Here is a 22,632-nt window from a genome sequence, read left to right as displayed (position 1 = left end):
ATTTTGCTTATGCGTTGAAAATCAAAGACCGAAGGCTATAAATGAGAATGGCAGCAATACCCGTCACCATGATGAAGAGGTAAAAGCTGGTGGTACCGGTCTGTAATAAGCGGAACTCATTGGAAAGGCCTTTAACAAAATTACCCAGACCTTCAACGCCCCCCTTATTTAAAATGATCTGGTCGGTAACGCGGTAGAAAAAGCCGGATAAGGCCTGCGTTGGTTTGACGAAAACGGCGTTATAAATCTCATCGACGTAGTACTTATGGTAGATGAGTTTCTTAAGGCCCGTAATTTCTTCGTCGGGTTCGGGAACGGCGTTACGACTGACGTATAGGACAAAAGCTACAATGATTGAAAGCACAGCTCCGGCTACTGAAACGCCCATGAGTGTTAACTCCGTTGAATGATCCAGATGAACCCCTGCAAACGCTTCAGGATTAACCCGTTTGGAAAGTTCGAAAATGGGGTCGAGGAAAGCGTCGAGTTTAGCGGAACCACCAAAGATGGCAGGCACATTCAGGAAGCCACCTAATACGGATAAAACTGCCAGCACCATTAACGGTAAGGTCATGGTAAGGGGCGATTCGTGCAGGTGATGTTCCTGTTCGTGCGTTCCTCTGAACTCGCCGAAGAACGTCAGGAAAAGCAGACGGAACATATAAAAGGCCGTCATCATGGAACCAAATACCGCCAGTCCCCACATGAGTGGACTGTGTTCGAATACATGAGCCAGAATCTCATCTTTCGAGAAGAAACCCGCAAAAGGAGGAATCCCGGAGATAGCGATGGTTCCTAATAAAAACGTCAGAAAAGTAATGGGTAGTTTCTTGCGTAATCCTCCCATCGAACGAATGTCCTGCTCGTCGCTCATGGCGTGAATAACCGAGCCTGCACCAAGGAATAACAAAGCTTTGAAGAACGCGTGAGTCATCACGTGGAAGAAGCCCGAACTATACGCTCCAACGCCCAGACCCAGGAACATATACCCTAGTTGAGAGACGGTAGAGTAGGCCAATACTTTCTTAATGTCATTCTGGAAGAGGCCAATTGAAGCCGCTAATAGAGCCGTCGCCAGAGCTACCCAGGCAATGAGGTGAAGCGTATCAGGAGCGAGGGTATAAAGAATGTTGGAGCGAACAATCATGTAAATCCCGGCAGTTACCATCGTGGCTGCGTGGATCAGTGCCGACACGGGCGTTGGACCTGCCATGGCATCGGGTAACCAGGTATACAGTGGAATCTGGGCGGACTTACCCATTGCTCCGATGAACAGACAGATGGTAATCCAGAAAATTCCCTGATCGCCAATGCTTAACTGAGCCGCGGCTGGAAAAACACTGGAAAATTCCAGACTCCCGAATTGGTTAATAATCAGAAAAATCCCAATCAGAAAGCCTAAGTCCCCAATCCGGTTCATCACAAAGGCTTTGCGGGCGGCATAACCGTAGCTTGGATTCTGATTCCAGAAACCAATGAGTAAATACGAGCAAAGGCCCACGCCTTCCCAGCCAATGAACATGATGAGGTAATTAGAACCCATCACCAGCAGGAGCATGAAGAAAAGGAAGAGATTCAGGAAAGCGAAGAACTTGCCAAACCCTTCATCGTGGTGCATGTAACCGATGCTGTAAAGATGAATGAGCGAGCCAATTCCGGTGATAATCAGCATCATAATCAGCGAAAGCTGATCGATCTGAAAAGCAAAGGAAATATTCAGGTTACCAACCGTAAACCAGTCGTAAAGAGGAATGGTCTGAGCTTCGCCCGAAAAATTAAGGAATAGGCTTGCTACGATCACAAAAGAAGCCAGCGAAGCTCCGGTTCCGATGAGGCCTACCAGAGATTTAGGTATCCGGCGGAAGCCTAACCCATTAATTAGGAATCCGAGGAAGGGTAATAAAGGAATGAATAAGGCTAAATTCATAGTTCAGTGGAGGTAAAGACGTACCTGCTTACTCGTTAGTGAAGGGGCCGAAAAACAAAGGATTTACCACTTGATTTTATTCATCAAGCCCACATCCAGCGAACGGATGTTTCGGTACAGCATAACAATAATGGCCAGACCAACGGCCACTTCCGCTGCGGCGACGGCCATAATAAAAAACACAAACACCTGCCCATTCGGATCGGAACGGTACGTTGAGAAAGCGATGAGTAACAAATTAACGGCATTCAGCATTAACTCCACCGACATAAAAATAATGATGGCGTTGCGACGGGTAAGCACTCCAATAATGCCGATAATGAATAAGGCCGAAGCGAGGTAAATGTAATATTGAAGCGGAATTTTCTGGACAACTTCTGGGATCATGCCTTCGCTAATTGAGGTTACGGCGTAGAAAGCTATGAAACACTTCTTTACGTACGCTGTAACGAGTAGAGGTTTTTTCTCAATGAGAAGTTACAAACTGGAAATGTTATAACTACACTTTGAATAGTGATGTGGCAAAAATAGTAGTTTTCCCCAAACCGTCGCAATGCTCTGTGAGCTTATTGGACAGTTTTTTTGCAAAAGAGTAAGAATAGAATGGATATAAATAAGAATTGTACTAAACGCAGAAAATAGCTCAGAAAGGCAAAAAAAGCCGAAGTGGGCACTTGCCTACTTCGGCGTAATAAACATAATTCTATCTAAATCAGGCTCAAATTGGAGAGGTGTTTGTTGATGACACCTATCTCTTCTGGCGATAATGAAATGTGAATCGACTGAGCATTCTGGATGGCTTGTTCCGCATTGCGGGCACCCACCAAAGCAACGGTAATACCGGGTTGTTCGATAGTCCAGCGTATGACTAACTGAGACAAAGTAGCCCCTTTCTCTTGAGCCATCGGACGAATTTCATCGAGAAAAGCGTTGATTTTTGTCAGGTTCTCAGGCTGGTAAAATCTTGATCCCGAGCGGGTATCACCTTCACCAAACTGATGCCCAGGCTTGATTTTACCCGTCAGAATGCCTCGTTGCAGGGGGCTGTAAGCAATGATCGCTTTCTGACGAGCCATGGCATAAGGAACCAGTTCTTTTTCGATGGAACGCTCTACCATGCTGTAAGGTACCTGATTAGAAGCCAGCGAGAGCGTTTCTTCGGCTTCCATAAACTGAGCCGTGGAATAATTACAAACTCCGGCGGCCCGAATTTTTCCCTGTTTTTGTAAAATGTCCAGGGCTTCCATCGTTTCACTGATCGGTGTGGTGCTGTCGGGCCAGTGAATCTGGTACAGGTCGATATAATCCGTTTTCAGACGACGAAGGCTGTTTTCGCACTCCTGAATGACGCTATCCTTGCCAGCGTATTTATAGACGTCAATTTCCTGGCCATCGTTGTTCTGCGTGTGAAAAGCAAAATCGCCCTGCTTCACGTCCCAACGCATGCCAAATTTAGTCAGAATCTGAACCTTATCACGGGCAACGCCCTGAAGTGCTTCTGCAACGATTTCTTCACTAACCCCCATACCGTATACGGGAGCAGTGTCAATGGAGGTAACTCCTTCATCGAGTGAGGCCTTAATGGCTTCTACGGCTTCTTTTCGATCGGCTCCGCCCCACATCCATCCGCCAATGGCCCAGGCACCAAACGTTATGGCTGATACCTGCAAGGCTGATTCGCCTAATTCTCTGTACTTCATGTGACTTGAATTAGTTTGAGGTTTAACGTTTCAAAGGGGAGTAAGGTTTGAGAAAATGTAAATTGCCGTGTTGTGTGGAGTTTAAGGTTTGAGTGTGTTTGATTATGGTTTGATGATGTTTTAGAACTGTTTCGGGAGGTTTGATCTCATGATTAAATTCATCAGTAAAAGAGTTTACCCAACTCTAAAACCCATTGACCAAAGGCATTCAAACCATAATCAAACACACTCAAACTTTATTCCAACAACTCTTTATTTCACTTCTCGTAAATCCAACTGCTGGATTAGGGCCGGGTTTTCGGGGGATAGGGTGAAATACACCAGTACTTTTCCTTGCTCACCTTCCATGATGAAAGTGCCTCGTAGCTGATTTTCAGGAATTAAATCGCCTACTTTTACAATTTTTCCGACTTTGCTGAATAACTCTTCGGAAGCCTTCTTGCGTAAAGCCAGTGATTTGTCAGGAAAGAAGTTTTCGGCAAAAATGGGGTAATGGCTGGCCTGATTCCAGTCTTTCAGCACCGAAACCAGGTCTTTTTTTCGCTGATTCAGGATTTTGGAAACAGGTAATTGTCGTTTCTTCAAATCAGCCGAAGCCAGAAGCGTTTCAATGATTTTGGTATTAATCAGGCCCGCGTTGGCGTAGGTAAGGTTAGCGTAGGTAATGACGCCGATGCCGTATTCGGGTAAAATCCGCCAGTTGCTGCCAAAGCCGGGTAAGCCTCCGCTGTGCCCAACGGTAGTAATCGCGTCTGAATCCCGGGTCCAGCGAAGGCCATAGGCGTAAGCTGAGGAAACGGAGTAAGGCGTGCCATTGGCTTTTAGAGAGGTACTTAAACCAGCAAAATTGGCTGGTTGCTGCATCTCCCGCACCGAACTCCGACGGATCGGGCCGGTGCCGGCTTCACTGCGAGCGGGCCAGGCCGCCAAATGAAAAGAGACATACTTACTGAAATCTTCTATCGAAGTTAATAAACCGCCCATGGCTCCGTAGGCACCATCCGGTAATAGTTTCTCTTCGACAAATTTTTCGTTTTCCCAGCGATACCCGTGAGCCAGTAACTCAGGCTCAACTTTGGAAAAGTCCCATACGGTATGGGTCATACCTAAGGGTTTAAGAATTTCCTTAGTAATGTATTCCTGATAAGGCGTTTGGGTAACGACGGTGATAATGCGGCCTAACATGGCAAAACCCATGTTGCTGTATTCGTACGTTATACCGGGAGGGTTTGACAAAGAAACGCCTTTCCCCAGCATTTTCAGAAAATACGCGTCGGCAATGGCAAGCTGACGATCACCCCAGGGGTTATCTTCGGGGAAACCAGCCGCATGGGTTAGCAAATGCCGGATTGTAATAACCGGAGCATCGACGGTTAACGCAGGCGTTTTTTTGACTTCAGGAATATATTGCTGAACCGGATCATCCAAACGCAGCTTGCCTTCATCGCGAAGTTTAATGATAGCCATGGCCGTAATACTTTTGGTCATGGAGGCAATTCGGAAGAGCGATTTTGAGCTAGCTGCCGTCTTCTGAGCCAGGTTGGTTGAACCGAAACTATGGCTGTCTATCAACTGCCCATCGACAACAATGCCGTAGGTTAAGCCTGGGAAGTTATTTTTCCGAAATTCTTCCTCTACCTGTTTTTCGATGGCAGGTAAAGCACTTTTAATTTTTTCGAGACGGTCTGGGTCCGTAAACACCGGAGGCTGGTATAAAGTCTGAGCCTTGCTGGTAAGAACCGAACCGAAGAGGAGAAGGGTCAGGTATCGTTTTTTCATAAGGGAAGTTTGAATGATAGGCGAATCTACGATCTAAATCTGTTTTATCCGCAATTCCATCAGCTATGGATTCTTTACTAAAAGTTATCGTCGGAACCTGGTTCATTTGCAGTACCAATTTCCCCATGTGGCTGAAAGGCAATAAGCATAACCCCACCTTCACCTATACCCCCGTTCCTGAAAAGCCCGGCGTCTTGCTCGACGAGGTAAAGTATCAGAAAAAAGGAAAGAAAAAAACGATTACGGGTTATGATTATCCTGACGAGAAGAAACCCAATGCCTTTATTTGGCGGGGAAAGGGCTTATTGGGTTTACTGAAAAGCAAATGGGAGGTTCGGTTAATCGACCCTCAAGGGCAATGGGCCGTGATTTACTTTTCAAAGACCTTATTCACGCCCGAAGGTGTGGATATTATCAGTCGGCAACCCCAACTTTCACCGGAGTTACTTCAGGAAATTAAAAGGCAAATGGCCGCTGACTCGTTGCTACGTGCTCAGGTATCTTCACTGAAAGACCTCTAGTAATGTTTAGGGTTGCAAAAGCTGTACTTTACGGTTCATAAGGCACGTGATGAATCACATTTCTGGTGTAAGCTTTCTGTAAATCAAGCACAAACACTAGATAAAAGCGAAGGTTGAACTTCTGCTACGAATCGAAATAGTATTACATCAGGAAGGAATCGTGTTAAGAAAATAAGTCTTACCTCCCTGAATTATTTCGGGATTTAACTCTCTTTTCTTGACGATAATAGTGCTTGGTATCGCTGGATCAAAATCGGTCATAGTTCTGATTCGTTCCAGCTTTATTTTGGTATACATATCGAATTCGAGCAGATTAATGATGTGCTGATCGTCCTGAAAAAAATCACTTTCCAGTAATAATTTCCGACCTAATCCTTCTCTTAATAACTCCGCAAATTTCTGATTAGCAAATAGATTTTCTTTTTTGTGAAAATAATCTTCATTCAGAATAGTGTAGCTGGCTTTGATCCAACGGGCAGACTCTTTGGAAGTTACTACCATTCGGTTTTCATGAACCGATAAGTGGGAAAGAAAAAAATCAATTTCAGTCGAGTTTATTAACTCAGCGTGATACAAATCCCGTAAAGTATAGTCCACCCGGTCGGCACATAATCGGGGCAAAGGCTGTTCAAGTAAGGGAAAATTTTCTTGAATGAATTGCTGGGAAGTATACCCGTTTGCTTGAAGAATAGAAGAAATTTCAGGATAAGAGACAAAGGTTTCGTACCATTCTTCGTGAAAAGATTCGTCCCTAATGTCTAAGACATAATCAATTACGTGCGAGAAAGCCGTATGGGAAATGTCGTGCAAGAGGGCTGCAATCTGTTCTTTTTCGTCACCACCAAGCCTCCTGATTAGTAACATGACACCAATGGAATGCTCATAACGGGTATGCTGTAAGCGGCTGTCTACCAGAAAATTAGCCCCGCCCTGATGAATGGTTTTTAATCGCTGGAATAGTTTACTCTGAATGATTTCTGCACAAACGCCCTCAATTTCATAGGAACCATATATCGCATCTGTATACTGCATATTTTCTCGACTAAGGATAAGATTAAAATTTACGTAAAATGGTGAGAGACAGCTTTACGTCTTTTTCTTCTTGCGTTATATCAATCCATTGTCCAGGGTTTTAGTTCTGTTAACTCCCTGAATGAACGTTCTGGCTAGCATTTTTTGGAAATAAATTCACTGATTCTAAACTATTACTTCTCGTCATGAAAAAGATTTATTTGCTGTGCTTCGCTTTACTAGGTCTGACAACGGTCCATGCTCAGATCCGCCTGGATGTAGAATCAGGGCTGGTTTTAGGAACAAATTATAACAAGATTCGCATACCCAATCAGGGCGGTACACTGGTGGATATTGCCAAAGAACTGAATGTAAAACCTAAAGTATTCTTCCGCCTCCGGGCCGATTACATTATTGATAACCGCCATCATATTTCAGCTTTATATGCTCCGTTGACCGTTCGTTATGACGGGAATTTTTCCCAGGATGTTCGTTTTAATGCTACCACTTTTGCGGCTAATCGTCCCGTTACGGTTGACTATACATTCAATTCCTACCGCCTGACGTACCGCTATGATTTTGTGGCCAATGAACACTGGCGAATAGGGGCGGGTCTGACGGCCAAAATTCGGGATGCGAAGGTGCGTTTTAAGAACGAAGGACAGGATACGTATTTTGATAATTTTGGTTTTGTCCCCCTCATTAACTTTTATGCAGGCTGGAAACCTACCGAACGCTGGGGCTTACTGATTGAAGGCGATGCCTTGGGTTCGAAACAGGGACGGGCGGAAGATATTTTTGGTGGTATTACCTATGCGTTAGGCGAGCAGGCAAACCTGAAACTGGGTTACCGGGTGGTAGAAGGAGGAGCAGATGTAGATCGGGTATATACGTTTAACTGGATTAACTACGCCTCGGTGGGGATTGTGGTAGAATTTTAACGCTCTGCCTCAACGGTGAGAAAGTCTGCACATTTCAAATAGCTCTGGATGACAATCCGGGGCTATTTTTTTGTGTCGTTCGTTAGAAGTATTTCAATATTAAAAGATTATGAAGCCGCTTAACGAAAAAATAACTTGGTTAAGCCTGGATTAACGCTTCAATTTTGTGGGGTAAACACATGCATTACTACGCCATGCTTCCCAAGTTTTTATTATCAATGCCCGCTGATACAGACGTTGATTACGTCCTGCACACGGAACAACCTTCGTTTTTGATTCGCGTTGAAAAAAACGAAGAAGATCAGCCCGTTCTTACCGAAAAAGCCATCGTTCGCTGGTATGATAGCAAGCCTGCCCAGTCGGGTGTGCTCGATGAGATTCTCGAAGAAATGATGGAGTTTCTGCTCGAAGAGTACGACTTTATTTCTGACGAAGAAGACTGGATTGAATAATACGTTCCTCTGATTTCTGAATAAAATTCTATGTTAAATCGACTGATTGCGTGCGGAATTGGTACGCTGTTGTGTGGTTCAGTTTTTGCTCAGGGCCAGGTAAAAGGCTTTGTATACGAAGACCAGAACGGTAACGGCAAGAAGGATAAAAAAGAAGCAGGACTTGCGAAAGTGGCCGTATCTAATGGTCGTGAGGTAGTTTTGACCGATGCTCAGGGTAAATACGAGTTACCCTTAGGTCAGGATCAGACCATTTTCGTGATTAAGCCCTCCGGGTATCGTCTGCCGGTGAATGAGTTTAATCTGCCTCAGTTTTACCGTCATCACAAGCCGCAAGGCTCGCCCAAAACGAAGTTTGCGGGTGTAGCAGCCACGGGAGCCCTTCCTAAGTCAGTGGATTTTGCGTTAATGAAGCAAAACGAACCTACTGATTTCAAAATTCTGGTTTTCGGAGATCCTCAGGTATATTCCGAAGAGCAGGTAAGCTTTTTCAAGAAAGGAATTATCGACGAAGTAAAGACCAAAACCGAAGGTGTTCGTTTCGGCATTAGTCTGGGGGATGAAGTAGGGGATAATCCTGAACTATATCCTTCCTATAAGAAAGCCATCCAGCAGTTGGGGCTGCCCTGGTTCAACGTCATGGGTAATCACGACATGAACTACGATGCTCAGGCGGATAGTTTGTCGGATGAAAGCTTCGAAGCCGCTTTTGGTCCGAATAATTACGCTTTCAACAGCGGAGATGTTCACTTTGTCGTGCTGGATAACATCCTCTATCCCGATCCTCGGGACGGGAAAGGGTATTTGGGCGGTTTGCGTCCCGACCAGTTAGACTTTATTGAAAATGATCTGAAACTGGTTCCTAAAGACAAGCTGATCGTTTTCTGTTACCACATTCCTCCCATTGAAGAGTTTCGCCCGGAAGACCGTCAGCGGATGTTTAACGCTCTGAAGGATTTTCCTCATACGCTCTCCCTTTCCGCACATACGCACTTCCAGTTACACCATTTCTTTGGTAAGGAAGAAGGATTTACCCGTGAAAAACCGCACCACGAGTATAACGTAGGAACAACCTCGGGCGACTGGTATTCCGGTGAAATGAACGAGAAAGGTGTACCCGTTTCAATGATGCGGGATGGCACCCCGAAAGGTTATATGTTCCTTTCATTCAAGGGGAATGAATATGCCTTTGATTACCGCGTGGCAGGACAGCCGGAAGATTATAAGATTGGCATTCATGCTCCGAAAGTGATTGCTCGTCGCCAGTCGGCAAAGGGCGAGGTGTATGCTAACTTCTTTCAGGGCAGTGAAAAAGATCAACTGGAATATCGGCTGGATGATGGAAGTTGGAAAGCCATGACCCAGGTGGCAGAACCCGACCCCATCATGCTGAAAACTCGCTTACGCTGGGATGAGGCTACGGAACCTTTGAAGGGGATGCGTCCATCCAATCCGGTAACCTGTACGCACTTATGGAAGGCAGCTCTGCCCGGTAATATGGCGGAAGGCAATCATACGATTGAGGTTCGGGCGAAAGATGCCTATGGTCGTACGTTCACCAATACACAAAAAATACAGGTTGTCGCTTCGGCTGAATAACCATGGATTGATGTAAAAATTAAAATCCCGGAAGCTCAGCTTTCGGGATTTTAATTTTTAGGAGCGACTGTCTAAACGTGATATGCTAAGTAAAGCAATTTCCCCCGCAGTCGCTCGGCTCCAGCCGAGTGACCACTTAGCTCCAGGCCTCTGGCCGGTAGGATGCGAATCAGTAATGGGTCAGAGAACAACTTCCCTAACAAAAACAGACTTGCCACCATCGGCCAGAGGCCTGCCAAGCTAGATTGTCACTCGGCTAGAGCCGAGCGACTGCGAGGGTCTTGGACGGTCTCTGAAAGGAAAATAGATCAATCATACCCGTACTTTGATTCAATCAAATTACGGGTATGATCAGGAGGTACTTACGAAATCTTCGAATGATGCTGATAGGTCATGTAAGTATGGGGAATGCCGTCTTCGATATATTCCATTCCCGTAGAGATAAAGCCTAAAGAAGTATAGAACTTCACCAGATGGGTCTGAGCTCCAATTTTAATCATGTGTGGACCAAACAGGCGGCGGCAGTAGGCAATGGAAGCTTCCATCAAACGCTTGCCTAAACCTGAACTACGAACGGCAGGAGAGGTAACTACGCGGCCAATGGCTGTATAGCCTTTAAAACAAACGTCGCGATCAAACAGACGGGTGTAAGCAATAAGCTTTCCGGTGTCGTCATCCTTGCCCAGGCAATGCCAGGCTTTGGGGTCGTTTCCGTCAATATCCTGATAAGGGCAATTCTGTTCAACCACAAACACTTCGGAACGAAGTGCTAAAATTTCATACAATTCCTGGACGGTGAGTTCGTGAAATTGCTTTAAGTCAAATTGCATAGATGGAGAAGATACGTTAAGAATAGGGGATTCTAAAAAGACAGTGCCGAAGTATTTTTAATAAGGAGAAGGACTTACGCTGGTCCAGCCGCCGTCTACCACGAGTGTCTGGCCCGTAATATGACCCGCTTCGGGCGAAGTTAAGAACAAAACTGCTGCTGCAATGTCTGCTACCGTAGCGGGTTTTTTCAGAGGCGTAATCCGCGACCAAGTGGAGGTATAATCTGGGTCATCGAGTGTTCGTTCGGTAAGGGTTGCTCCGGGAGCTACGCAGTTGATCGTGATACCATAGGGCGAAAGCTCCGTTACCAGTGACTTCGCCAACATTTGAAGGGCTGCTTTGGTCATGCCATATGCCGCAAGATACGCATGCGACTGTTGTCCTGTTACCGAAGACATCAATAAAATTCGTCCCCCCTGACCTTGGCTTCGCATTTGTAAGGCGGCCTGTTGCGTGAGAAAAAAGTTACCCCGAATATTGAGATCCAGCAGTTTTTGAAGGGATTCGGGCTGGTACTCAAAGAAGTCGCCAAAGGTAGTGATTCCTGCGTTGGCTACTAAAATATCCAGCGATCCAAACTGGGTAACTGCGGTTTGAACCAGTCGTTTGATGAATTCAACATCGGAAGCGTCGCCCGCTAGAATCTGACAATTTCCGCCTTCTGACCGAATTCGGGCCGCCGCATGCTGAGCCATGATTTCGTCAATGTCATTCAGCAAAACGGAAGCTCCGCGAAGAGCCATTTGCCGACAAATTTCAAAACCAATGCCCTGAGCGGCTCCGGTAACAATAACATTCATAGTGTAAAGAGGTATAAAGCGGCTCGTAAAGATAAAGCCTTAACTAAGTAATCATAAAAAGAGACGAGTGTTCACCCGTCTCTTTTACAAACTAAAAACCCGTTTTCTTTTCTGCCGGTTTTTTTACCGGAGCGGCTTCTTCGGTTTCTGAAAGCGAAGTAATCTTTTTGGTTTTGGTAGAATCGCTGGCTACCGGCTTTTTCACCGGAGCCTGCACGATTGCCTTTTTATTCTTCGTTTTGGATTTTTTACTTTTCGGGTCTTCCAGAATTTCTTCTACAGGCTGATCGTCCGATTCTGCGGCTACTTTCTCTTCGCTAACGGCTTCTTTTTTAGCTGCTTTGGGTTTTTCGCCCGTAACCTGTTGAGGGACTTCTGTCGGCTCTGCTTTTTCCTCTTTGGGCTGAGCCGCTACAACGGGTTTCGGTTTACGGGGCTGACTGCTCGAACGAGGGCGATACATGGTGCTGAAACGGTCTACGAAGTTATTTTTATCTTCCTCCGAAGCGATTCTGATTTTATTATCCTTGCCCGTTTTAGCCTGTAACTGTCCGTTGAAATCCTGATCCGAACTATACACTTCCGTAGTGCCCTGAACCAATGCCAGGTAATACCAGACATCTGGATTTAGCTCAAGGTAGAAGAACAAGTCATCCATACCACCCGGATTTTTTCGAATTTCCAAGGCTCCGTCAAACTGCCCGTTAATGTCGGTGGTACCGAGGTTAGATACCCCGATTTTACCAACATTATAAAAGGCCTGATTTTCGGGATTATAACGCATACTCAGATTAGATAACACCGCTGTAGCTGCAAATTTCGGCGAAAGGGAAGCCAGCGGAACGTTCGCTCCATTGGTCGATTTCTGCGTGAATTGTTCGGCAGTTTTGCCACCTGCCACGTTTGCAATTTTCAGTAATAAACGATCAAAGTCGGGCTCGGCGGCTTCCTCGCTAATCTTTTCGTCTAGATTGGTTTTGACAATTTTGTCTCCGGCAATGTTCATCACCGCCGCCGCAATGGACGTATTCAATACTAACAAGGTATTGAAAAGATACTTGGTGGAATCGGGAACGAGCCGTGCGTAACCTGCCGACTGTACGGCTGTAGCCGGCGAGAATAACTGAATAGGCCCTTCAAACGTAATTATCTTTTTATTGTCATTGAGAACGTATTTCGGACCCTCCAGTGTTTCGTCATTCGCCCGAACGTCGCTGGCAATTGTTAACTGATTCGTCTTGACATCATCCCGCAAACGACCACTGGCGGTGAAAATATCCGCATCCTGAGGATTAACTTTTGGTGAAAGGAAACTCAGGTATAAACCTTCGCCACCAAAGTGCAGACCCGTATACAGAGGGGTCTGACCATCTTCGGCTTTCAGGCCATCCACGCTCAAACTCAGACTGTCACCCGTAGAACCTTCGAAGGGAATCCAAGAGGGCTCGGCAATTTTACTTTTCAGGCGTGTTTGAATGGCTCCCTTGAAGGTGAGGCCCGGATTGGCCGCTACCATCGTGATATCGCCTTTGTAAGCCAGTCGGGGCGTGAGCAGGAAGTTATTCTCTTCGCTAACTCCTGAGCGGGCCACTGTTCCATAGCTCAGACCGGAATGAACGGTTTTTTCGGCTTTATTCTTACGACTTGGTTTAGCCGAAGCAACGGCCTGACTGTTAGTGACTTCCCGGAATTCGAAGGCATCAATTTTTAACTTAGTCGTATCGCCTTTGGAACGGATGTATTGGTAAATCGCATCACCTTCGAATTTCTTAGCTGAAAGAATCTGAATATTTCCGTCGGATAAATGGTGGAATTCATTAACCGTATCCGCCACTACGCGAGCCTTTTTCAACGGAATCATCTCTGCATCCTGTTTGATGGATACCAGCCCTTTGTTAGGAATGATCTTGGCATCCGCTGACTTGATGTAAGGAACTCCCTTAATATTCAACGTCATTTTATCAATTTCGTACAGTGCTTCCGCTCCATTAAAGGCCAGCCCCTCCTGCGATGGATTCGTCGAAATGAAAGTCGAACTGTTTACATTACCTTTCATGGTAATTGTCTTTTTGGCAATGTCCCAGTCGGCCCGGTTAATGGTAGTAGTGTAAGCCGCGTAAGGGAAAAACAGACTTGACGAATCTTCCAGCGTCGCGTTTTTGGGCGTTTGAATGAGGGCATTCTGAGCCGCTGTATTGAAGGTGACGTCTACAGCCCGGCCCAACAGGGCAGGTTTCTCCCCAGTGCCAATCTGAATCTGAGCCCGTTGAGCAATAAACTGGTTTTTGTTAAAGGAGAAATTTTCGGAGCTGATTTCCGAATCTTTTCGCTTCATTACCCCTTCGCCAAATAGACCAGTAGAACGCACTAACAAGCTTCCTTTCAGTTGTGAACTTCCATTATAAAAGTCCAGCGAACTTTCTTTTTCTGTAATAACCAGGCTATCTACCTTAGGTAACCATTTCATTTCGTAGGATTTGAAAGCTACTTCGGGGAAATAAGCTTTGCCAACGGTTCCTTCCTTAATACGCCCGGAAGTACCCGTAAAGCTAACGACCGAGTCGGGGGTTAACACAAACTGTTTGCCTTCCAGCGAGGTCGTCAACGTGCTTAAAACACCATCGGCTTTCAGGCCATTATTGTCCATCGTCAGCGTGCCGGTTACTTTCAGATTACCCTTGCCTTCGTACAGTTTCAGGCCCGCTTCGGGGACTTTATAGGCAAAGCCGAGGGAGTTATCGGGCATGGTAATCAACTTCGTCTGAATGGGGGGCAGAACGCCATCGGAGTAGAAGGTTCCTGAAAACTCAATGTCCTTACTTGTTAAGCTGTCCTGATCAATTTTGGGAATTTTGAAGTAAACCTTTCGGTTATACGCTCCGGCGAGTCGGGTGGTATCATCAAAGTAGATGTTAACCCCATCCTGCACAACCAGTCGTGGAGCACTGGGTTTTTTCCCGGATTTATTATTGGGCTTTCCGAGGTAAAGTTTACCCGAACCGTATTTCAAATCCTGACCAATTTCCTTCGAGTTTTTCTTCCCTTTCATCTGTTGAGGAACGAAGGTTACGGTATCAAGTTTATCGAGATTTACGTAAAACTGCTCGTAATTAAAATTAAGATCGCGGCCTTTAAAGCGGAAATTATCCAGCTTCATTTCGCCATTGAAAACAAACGAGCGGTTTTTACCTACCCGAACTACCTTGTCGGCGGGACGAATGAAAATCTTCAGTGAATCACTCACCTTGAAGGGAGCTACACCGCGAATAGTCAGGAAGTTATCTTTGAAATTGATGGAAGCATTGGCTAAACTATCCCGATCAGAACCAGCCTGTGTGGAGAGAATGGCGAGGTTATCAAAATCCTTTTTCGCCAAGGCTACCTGCAAGTAATGTTGACCTTTCGAACTGAGCCTGACCTGATCGGTATCAGGATTATAGTCAATAAAACCTTGCTCAATGGGCGGAATCAAAGCGTCCCGCATAAGCTTGCCATCGCGTTTGTAATGAGCCGCGAGTTCGTCCACGGTAATAGCCGAAACGCCTTTTTGCTTGAGGCAATTAGCCAGAATGGTAACGGGGTGAAAACCCTGCGGACTGGTCAGTTTTTCGTATTGGGTGGATTCATAATAATCCACCGATTCGAATCGGGCAGGGACGGCATTTTGTCCCGAAATAATATCAAACTCCAGGTGTTTGCTGGGTAAACTCCATTTTGCCGCATCGGCCCGAATGGCAAATCCGTGATAACTATCGCTGAAGGATGCACTGCGATACCCCCCGCGTTCCTGACGAGCCAGACGCAACTGCTTGGTCTGCGTGTTATACGTCATGCGAATGGAAGGGTGCGTGAGTGTATCGCCCGTGGGATAATAGCCCGTAAACTGCACTGCGGGGCTGTAAATCAGTGAATCACTTAACTCAAAACCTTTACTCTGTGCTTTGAAGGCTACTTGCCCATCCTGCTGAACGGTAATAATAGCTCGTTTCCCATTGGCGGCAGCACCGTAAGCTTTCGACCCAATGAGAGCAAAGCCTCCGCGATACGTAAGGTCTTTCCCCAGGTTTTTGATTTCTACATCCGCCTCTTCTGACTGAAACTGAGGCTGGGTGACAGGTGCATTCGCGGGACGCTTCCGGCTTTCAAATCGGAAGTTTCCTTTCACGGGGGTACTCAACCGTTCTTTATAGGTCAGTGTGGCTTCATCGGCGAATAATCGTGGCGTCTTTACTAAAATTTTATAGGATTTCAGATCAACGCCCGCCTGATTCAATTCCCCAATATTCCAGGTATAATGACCTGATTTACCGTAAATTAATCCTTCTTTGATCCCTAAACTCAGTGTCGCTTTGTCAACCACAAACGAATCCTGAGCAGTGACCATCGAAAAGGAAGCATCCTGTAAATCAAGTACGGGCCCGGCAGCGAGCGTTTGGGGCTGTGGAAGAGCCTTAACGGCCTCGGTAACGGCTACGGGCGTGTCCCAACTGGAATCATCCCAGCTAGTAGTATTGCCCCAGCCATCATCTGTAGGCTCGTCAGCGGGTTTGTTTTCGGTAGGAGTGGTGGGTTTGGCTGCCTCGTCCGTTTTTGAAGTGCGATAATCGAGCGGCTGGTCAATGAAACGAAAATTAAACTTGCCGCCTGAAGTATAAAGCTTATTAAAGTTTGACGTAAAAAGTTGTCGGGAAGTTAAAAACAGCCGCGAAAAATTGAGGTAACTAAGATAGCCTTTGCTATCGCTGGACTTAAAGGTTTTTTCGGTGACTGTTAGGAAGTTACTTAAATCCGTGCCCTTCATTTGCTGCGTCTGCACGGCTGCGTTCAAAGCCTGAAACCAGGGTAGCAAATAAGGCGGCTGCTTCATATTTTTCGCAATCATAGCTTTAGTAAGAGCCATTACCTGCGTTTTCTGATCTGAACTCATGCTGGCCCAGGCCGTATTGAAGTCGGCTCCCAACTGAGCTTGCCCAAACGAGGTCAGAACAGTCTGAACGTCCTGAGCAAAAGGCTCGGGCTGATCGGAAAATTTAACCTGCTGAGCCAATGAAACATGCATCGTCAGGCAAAAAATAAAAAGTAGTGCTACTCGCATAAGACTAAAGGGTTGGCCTTCCATACCCTGGAAAACAGTCGAAAGCTATTTCTGTTTCCAGTACGATTCTTTTCTTAAACGTGAAACTGAAGGGTTTTCGCCAAGAAGGCAACAAAAAAAGCTTCAATAATACCATTGAAGCTTTTTTTGTATTGATTATGAATGACTTATGTTTGAAAATGGACGGTTAAACCACATACGTGAAACGAGCGGCTGCCCAGCCATTTCGGGTTTTAGTAACGGCTAATTCCAGACCAACGGACTGTGCAACGGTTTCAATCTCAGGCAAATCCTGTTCGTAAAAACCACTGACGACCAAAACCCCACCGGGTTTCATAAACTCCTTGTAGATGGGGATTTCCCGTAAAAGAATATTCCGGTTAATATTGGCCAGAACAACATCATACAAGGCGGCGGGTTCGTCTTCAATAGTGCCCTGACGAACGTGAACGATATCGTTTAAATGGTTGAGAGCTACGTTTTCAATGGCGTTTTCGGTAGCCCATTCTTCAATGTCAAAGGCAGAAACGTAGGACGCTCCGCGTAACCCCGCCATGATAGCCAGAATGCCCGTGCCCGAACCTACGTCCAGCACCAGCTTATCTTCCTGATCAATTTCCAGTTGATGAGCCAGCATCATCCAGGTAGTTTCGTGATGACCCGTGCCGAAAGACATTTTGGGATTAATAACGATCTGATACTCAAAACTAGAGGCATCCAGTTCGTGGAAGCTGGCCCGAACCAGCACGCGGCCCTCGACGTCGATAGGCGTGTAGTTTTTCTCCCACTCCGCATTCCAGTTTTCTTTTTCAATAAACTTGATGGAATACTCCAGCGGGCCGGTAATGGATTCATACCGCTGAATGATCTCCTGAATGGGTTCAGGGTGAAAACCTTCTTCTGGAATGTACGCCAGAATATACGTATCCTCTTCTACGAAGGAATCAAAACCAATTTCTGCCAGTTCAGCCACAAAAATATCCGCAAAACCCGGCGAAACGTGAAGCTGTAGTTCGTAATAGTTCATGAGACAAAGGTAGAAAACGAAAAGCCGTTTGTCGTACTAACGGTTTAATGTTAATACATTATAACAACTGTAAGTACATGCGGTTGTCCTTAGCTGAATAAATGAATTTACAGGATTCAAACTTAGGAGATTTAATCTTAGGACGATAATTCTGTGAAAAGCAGTAGGGTTCTTTGGGTATTCCCAGAAGATTGGTGTTAAGCTTCCCATCCTTATTTTCATCCTGAAAGATGGCCACCGCGTATTCGCCGTAAGGTAGATCGTCGGCAAAAAGCGTTGGAGAGGAGCCGCCGTTCGGTTCAAGCGTGTAGGACTTGAAGGGCTTTTTCAGAAATTCATCAGTCTTCCTGAATACAGCAATTTTAAGTGGAGCACGCGTATTCTTGAGATTGGTAATCGTAATGGCGAGTGGTTCTTGTTTGGGAGGGGATGTCAAACCTAGTGTAAAAACAAACTGACTGAGAATGAGTAAAACTTTCATAGCGGTAAAGTATACTTTTCAAGTGATTTTGGATTAAAAAAAATTGGGCAGTTGCAAAGCCACTGCCCAATAACGTTCAACCTTCAACCTTTGTCTGTTTTGGATTGAATTGAGATCGCTCTCAAATCCAACCAGACATTCAGACGTCGTTAAACATCCGAACATTACAAAAATAGATAAATTTATTAAATAATGTTTACGTGTATTGCGTTGTATGCAAATAACTATGATTCTGTCAATTGAATTATTGTCGGAATATTGTTTTGCTTATTTGCGAATAATTAGTATTATATGCTAATGGATTGCAGTAATAGATTATAAAAATAATATAATTGTTATTACACATAATATAAAATTCTGTGAACCGTTGGATAAATACTTAAGACTTACACCTGAAGTATTCATCCAGGTGTAAGTCCAGGGGTGCTTTGACGAGCAGAATTATTCTTTTGCGGTTCCTGATTTTACTTCCATTTTGGAGAGTGTCTGCTCTACTTCCTGAAGTTTATTTAAAGCTCCTACCAGCATCTGACGCTTTTTATTAAGCTCCATACGGCGAGCCTGTGAAGGCGAATTTTTTAATTCCTGATCCACTGCGTCTAATTGCTGACTTACTCTAGTCATTAAATTATCAGAGCCCGAAGTAGTATTAGCGATAGAGCGTTCGGTATTAACGTTCATGGCCGTCATGGCTTCGGTAGCATTTACGCCATTACGTTGACCGGGTGTCGTCATGGCTTGCGAGCGTTGCAATGAATCAGCAGTAGGAGGAGCTACGCTATTTTCTGGATTATTAGGTAGTGATTTACCCGAAGTGTTTCCTGAACGCGAAGATTGACTTAAGTAACTATTGACTGTCGGAGCCGACTCTTTGCTAACACTATTCGATTCAACCCGGTCTGGCATAGCGGCTGTACGATTCATGGCCGTACTGCTCACGATAGATGAGTTTGAACTCGTAGAGTTATTAACATTAGGCTGACTCGTGGTTGTTTTTTGATCACGGTTGTCGGAGCGGGCAAAAGAGTTATTAGGCACCATTCCTGCTTGTTCGACTACACCCGTATTCGTAGTAGCAGGTGTGCTGGCACCCGGTGCGGTGCTGAAATTACTGCTGTTGTTCATGTTATTCATCTGCGTTGAAGCAGTGGACAACGAGTCTGAACGACGATCGCCTGAAGGAGTTGAACGACTACTTTGACAGGCATTGAGACCCATAAGGGCAAGGGCGGTTGAGAGTACAATTATGTTCTTTTTCATGACTTTAAACGTGAGTTGTATAGTCTATAGAAAAAAGAATATTCCAAAAGTAAGAATGGGGAGGTTTGAGGAAAAAAATAGGTAGAAATGAGTAGCTTTTATCCAGTATAAGCTTTGATAACCAGATCATTAAAGTATGGATTCATGCGTCTTCTCTTCGTTTGTGTAAGTGCTGTCTGTCCTTATAGATCTTTACAGGAGAGAGCATGACCGATGCTTTTTCCGAATTTTTGTAAGTAGAATTTTAAAATTAATAGGCAAGATCTATGGCTTCTATTTAGTGGGTGTTAGTAAGGTTTTAATTTATGATAAAGTGTTGATAAATAGTATAATATGGACGATATTCAGCTATTATCTAAAGGTTAAAGAATACATTTTCTAAAACTCTAAACTCGCTGAATCGTTAAGTATAAAGCCAACCCAGAAAAAACATTTCCATAGAATTATTCATGTTTACTTGTCAATCGCTTGGACAAGGCTACTTTTGCACTTTCTCGTGAAAGCAATCTTTGCCGTATGAATTACCATTTAGATCAAATCCCTGACCGCACCCAGAAGCCCCGCACGCACGGCCTGACTATGGCTATGGATAAAGGGTTAAGTATCAGACAAACAGAAGATTTCCTGGACGTTGCCGCCGACCACGTAGATATTGTAAAGCTGGGTTGGGCAACCTCATACGTTACTCCGAAGCTCAAGGAGAAATTGAAAGTTTACAAGGACGCAGGTATTCCGGTTTATTTTGGCGGAACCCTCTTCGAAGCTTTCGTGATCCGGGGACAATTTGAAGACTACCGCCGTCTGTTGGATAACTTCGATTTATCTCACGCCGAAGTTTCTGATGGATCTATTGATATGCCTCAGGATGAAAAACTTCAGTATATCAGCACCTTATCTAAGCAGGTGACGGTTCTTTCAGAAGTAGGGTCTAAAGATGAAGCCAAAATTATTCCTCCTTATAAATGGATTCAGCTCATGAATGCCGAGCTTGCTGCCGGTGCCTGGAAGGTAATCGGAGAAGCTCGTGAAGGGGGAAATGTAGGTTTATTCCGTTCTTCAGGTGAAGTTCGTCAGGGGCTGGTGGAAGAAATTCTGACTCAGGTTCCCGCTGAAAATGTCATTTGGGAGGCTCCTCAGAAAGCTCAGCAAGTTTGGTTTGTCCAATTGCTGGGAGCCAACGTTAACCTGGGAAACATTGCTCCTAATGAAGTCATTTCAGTAGAAACCATTCGCTTGGGCTTACGCGGAGATACTTTCTCGCATTTTCTCAATCTGGATAAAGATTGCTAATTTCCCATTTCACTAAAATCTGTCTTTCAACTTTATTGTATGGAACTTATTAAAGGACTGCTAGACTTCCTTTTGCACCTGGATCGATACCTGGATGTTTGGATTCAGGAGTACGGATTACTGGTTTACGGAATTCTTTTCCTGATTGTGTTTGTAGAAACGGGCCTGATTGTCATGCCTTTGTTACCCGGCGACTCTTTGTTATTCGCTGCAGGAGCTTTGGCCGCCCGTGATACCAACGATTTATCCGTTTGGGTAATTATTCCGCTTTTAATTTTAGCAGCTCTGTTGGGTGATAACGTCAATTACTTCATAGGAAAGTATTTTTCAGGCATCATCCGTTCCCGCGAACGAATTCTGTTTTTCAAACGGGAATACCTGTACAAAACTGAAGAATACTATGCCAAGTACGGCGGACAAACGGTGATCATTGCCCGTTTTGTACCTATCGTTCGGACGATTGCTCCTTTCGTAGCCGGAGCGGGTAGTATGACGTATGCCCGTTATATTTTCTTCTGTATCTCAGGAGCAGTCCTTTGGGTAACGAGTATTAGTTTGCTGGGTTACTTCTTTGGTAACCTGGAGTTTGTGAAGAAAAACTTTGAAATTGTGGTTTTTGGAATCATTGGACTTTCGGTATTACCCATCCTATGGGGTATTGTGAAGGAAAAATTCCTGACGAAGAAAGCTGCCTAATTAGCACTATTTGAAAGCGTAAAGGCCGGATGTTTCATTCGACTTTACGCTTTTTTATTAACTAGCAAGCAAAACCCTAAACGCATGATGAACTTATACGCCTTGATTGGTTACCCGCTGGGACACTCGTTTTCCAAACGCTACTTTACTGAAAAATTCCAGCGGGAAGGACTTTCGGAGACTCACGTTTACGAACTTTTCGAGCTACCTGAAGCAGATGGCTTACCCGCCTTACTGGCTCAATGGCCCGAACTTAAAGGATTAAACGTAACGATTCCGCATAAAAAAGAGGTATTGCCTTTCTTAACCGAATTGGATCCCTTAGCCGAGCGAATTGGTGCGGTGAATGTAATCAAGGTATTGCCAAATGGCGATTTGAAGGGCTATAACTCTGATTACTGGGGTTTTCGGCAGTCGCTGGAGCAATGGGAGCCTTTTCAGCAGTTACAACCTCACAAAGCCCTGATTTTGGGGGATGGGGGTGCTACCAAAGCGGTTCGAGTTGCACTGGAAGATTTAGGAATTGTCTACAAGACCGTTTCCCGGAAAGATTCCATTGAATTTATCAATTACGCGGATTTAAACGAAGGGTTACTTTCGGAGTATCAGTTGATCATTAACTCTACACCGCTGGGTACGTATCCTAAGGTAGATACGTGCCCAGACTTGCCTTACGAAGGATTAACGGATCGAAACCTCTTGTATGACCTGGTCTATAACCCTGAAGAAACCTTATTCATGAAAAAAGGAGCTGAGCAGGGTGCAGCTACGCATAACGGCTACCGAATGCTGGAGTTACAGGCAGAAAAATCCTGGGAAATCTGGAATAGTTAGCGTTTTGAGCGGCCGCCGCTGCGGTTTTGAGTTTTGAGCGACCGTCGCTACGGTTTTGAGTTTTCAGTTTTCAGTTTTCAGTTTTCAGTTTTGAGTTTTCAGTTTTCAGTTTTGAGTTTTCAGTTTTCAGTTTTCAGTTTTCAGTTTTCAGTTTGAAAGTGAAAACCCGTAAAGGTAGAGGAGAGGTTTGGAAAAGGAAGTGATAACCCCGGAGGGGTTGAACTTGAATAGCCCCGGATGATAATCCGGGGTTTCTTGTTGAGATATTTATTGTTTTGAATCTGAGTTACTCGACAAGGGCAAGCGACTGCCAGAAGTAGAGACGGTCAATGTTACTTTAGGGATTATAAATCCCTAACAGATGGCTTTCGGATTGCAAATCCGAAAG

18 protein-coding genes are annotated in these 22,632 nt (G+C 45.0%); 7 read left to right on the top strand and 11 right to left on the bottom strand.

The features are described 5' to 3' along the window. Window positions 1–7: 7 nt before the first annotated feature. From nuoL to QE357_RS16600, 4 genes are all read right to left on the bottom strand, one after another. The gene (gene nuoL, locus QE357_RS16615) at window positions 8–1,927 is read right to left on the bottom strand and encodes an NADH-quinone oxidoreductase subunit L (RefSeq protein WP_106635186.1); all 1,920 of its coding nucleotides are present in this window, start codon (window positions 1,925–1,927) and stop codon (window positions 8–10) included. A gap of 63 nt (window positions 1,928–1,990) precedes the next feature. Beyond that, window positions 1,991–2,314: an NADH-quinone oxidoreductase subunit NuoK gene (gene nuoK, locus QE357_RS16610; RefSeq protein ID WP_106635187.1), complete on the bottom strand. Its 324-nt coding sequence runs from the start codon at window positions 2,312–2,314 to the stop codon at window positions 1,991–1,993. Between the two features lie 320 nt (window positions 2,315–2,634). Beyond that, window positions 2,635–3,627 (bottom strand): aldo/keto reductase, encoded by a 993-nt coding sequence (locus tag QE357_RS16605; RefSeq protein ID WP_309709778.1) that lies wholly within the window; start codon window positions 3,625–3,627, stop codon window positions 2,635–2,637. 252 nt (window positions 3,628–3,879) lie between these two features. Further along, window positions 3,880–5,406, bottom strand: a complete 1,527-nt coding sequence (locus tag QE357_RS16600) for a serine hydrolase domain-containing protein (protein WP_309709773.1) — start codon at window positions 5,404–5,406, stop codon at window positions 3,880–3,882. Between the two features lie 65 nt (window positions 5,407–5,471). Here QE357_RS16600 and QE357_RS16595 point away from each other — a divergent pair, with 65 nt between their 5' ends. Then, window positions 5,472–5,927, top strand: coding sequence for a lipocalin family protein (locus QE357_RS16595; protein WP_106635190.1), 456 nt, complete (start codon window positions 5,472–5,474; stop codon window positions 5,925–5,927). 147 nt (window positions 5,928–6,074) lie between these two features. On the opposite strand, the gene QE357_RS16590 is transcribed toward QE357_RS16595, so the two are convergent. Then, on the bottom strand, window positions 6,075–6,959 hold the full coding sequence (locus QE357_RS16590) for an HD domain-containing protein (protein ID WP_106635191.1): 885 nt from the start codon (window positions 6,957–6,959) through the stop codon (window positions 6,075–6,077). A gap of 185 nt (window positions 6,960–7,144) precedes the next feature. Here QE357_RS16590 and QE357_RS16585 point away from each other — a divergent pair, with 185 nt between their 5' ends. From QE357_RS16585 to QE357_RS16575, 3 genes are all read left to right on the top strand, one after another. Then, window positions 7,145–7,879, top strand: a complete 735-nt coding sequence (locus tag QE357_RS16585; protein WP_307140993.1) for a hypothetical protein — start codon at window positions 7,145–7,147, stop codon at window positions 7,877–7,879. A 179-nt stretch (window positions 7,880–8,058) separates the two neighbouring features. Beyond that, window positions 8,059–8,331 (top strand): hypothetical protein, encoded by a 273-nt coding sequence (locus tag QE357_RS16580; RefSeq protein WP_106635193.1) that lies wholly within the window; start codon window positions 8,059–8,061, stop codon window positions 8,329–8,331. Between the two features lie 30 nt (window positions 8,332–8,361). After that, entirely contained in the window at window positions 8,362–9,930 is a 1,569-nt protein-coding gene (locus tag QE357_RS16575) for a calcineurin-like phosphoesterase family protein (RefSeq protein ID WP_309709764.1), read from the top strand. A 362-nt stretch (window positions 9,931–10,292) separates the two neighbouring features. Here the strand turns inward: QE357_RS16575 and QE357_RS16570 are convergent, their stop codons facing one another. The 6 genes from QE357_RS16570 to QE357_RS16545 form a co-directional block, all read right to left on the bottom strand. Further along, on the bottom strand, window positions 10,293–10,760 hold the full coding sequence (locus QE357_RS16570) for a GNAT family N-acetyltransferase (RefSeq protein ID WP_106635195.1): 468 nt from the start codon (window positions 10,758–10,760) through the stop codon (window positions 10,293–10,295). Between the two features lie 57 nt (window positions 10,761–10,817). Next, window positions 10,818–11,561 carry an SDR family NAD(P)-dependent oxidoreductase gene (locus tag QE357_RS16565; RefSeq protein WP_309709759.1) on the bottom strand — a complete coding sequence of 248 codons (744 nt, stop codon included), beginning with the start codon at window positions 11,559–11,561 and terminating at the stop codon, window positions 10,818–10,820. Between the two features lie 91 nt (window positions 11,562–11,652). Continuing rightward, complete coding sequence (locus QE357_RS16560) at window positions 11,653–16,656, bottom strand: hypothetical protein (protein WP_309709756.1); 5,004 nt, start codon at window positions 16,654–16,656, stop codon at window positions 11,653–11,655. Window positions 16,657–16,843: 187 nt separating this feature from the next. Further along, on the bottom strand, window positions 16,844–17,683 hold the full coding sequence (prmA, locus tag QE357_RS16555) for a 50S ribosomal protein L11 methyltransferase (RefSeq protein WP_106635198.1): 840 nt from the start codon (window positions 17,681–17,683) through the stop codon (window positions 16,844–16,846). A gap of 58 nt (window positions 17,684–17,741) precedes the next feature. Beyond that, window positions 17,742–18,164 (bottom strand): DUF2141 domain-containing protein, encoded by a 423-nt coding sequence (locus QE357_RS16550; RefSeq protein WP_106635199.1) that lies wholly within the window; start codon window positions 18,162–18,164, stop codon window positions 17,742–17,744. A gap of 441 nt (window positions 18,165–18,605) precedes the next feature. After that, the gene (locus QE357_RS16545; RefSeq protein ID WP_309709751.1) at window positions 18,606–19,424 is read right to left on the bottom strand and encodes a hypothetical protein; all 819 of its coding nucleotides are present in this window, start codon (window positions 19,422–19,424) and stop codon (window positions 18,606–18,608) included. Between the two features lie 516 nt (window positions 19,425–19,940). Here QE357_RS16545 and QE357_RS16540 point away from each other — a divergent pair. From QE357_RS16540 to QE357_RS16530, 3 genes are all read left to right on the top strand, one after another. Continuing rightward, window positions 19,941–20,714 (top strand): phosphosulfolactate synthase, encoded by a 774-nt coding sequence (locus tag QE357_RS16540; RefSeq protein WP_106635201.1) that lies wholly within the window; start codon window positions 19,941–19,943, stop codon window positions 20,712–20,714. A 39-nt stretch (window positions 20,715–20,753) separates the two neighbouring features. Then, window positions 20,754–21,410 (top strand): DedA family protein, encoded by a 657-nt coding sequence (locus tag QE357_RS16535; protein WP_106635202.1) that lies wholly within the window; start codon window positions 20,754–20,756, stop codon window positions 21,408–21,410. A gap of 87 nt (window positions 21,411–21,497) precedes the next feature. Continuing rightward, window positions 21,498–22,244 (top strand): shikimate dehydrogenase, encoded by a 747-nt coding sequence (locus QE357_RS16530; RefSeq protein ID WP_106635203.1) that lies wholly within the window; start codon window positions 21,498–21,500, stop codon window positions 22,242–22,244. Window positions 22,245–22,632 lie beyond the last annotated feature (388 nt).

The sequence above is a fragment of the Siphonobacter sp. SORGH_AS_0500 genome (genome assembly GCF_031453245.1).
In the GTDB taxonomy this organism is placed as follows: Bacteria; Bacteroidota; Bacteroidia; order Cytophagales; family Spirosomataceae; genus Siphonobacter.
The sequence above is the reverse complement of the archived record's forward strand: the minus strand, read 5'-3'. Positions and strand labels throughout refer to the sequence as shown.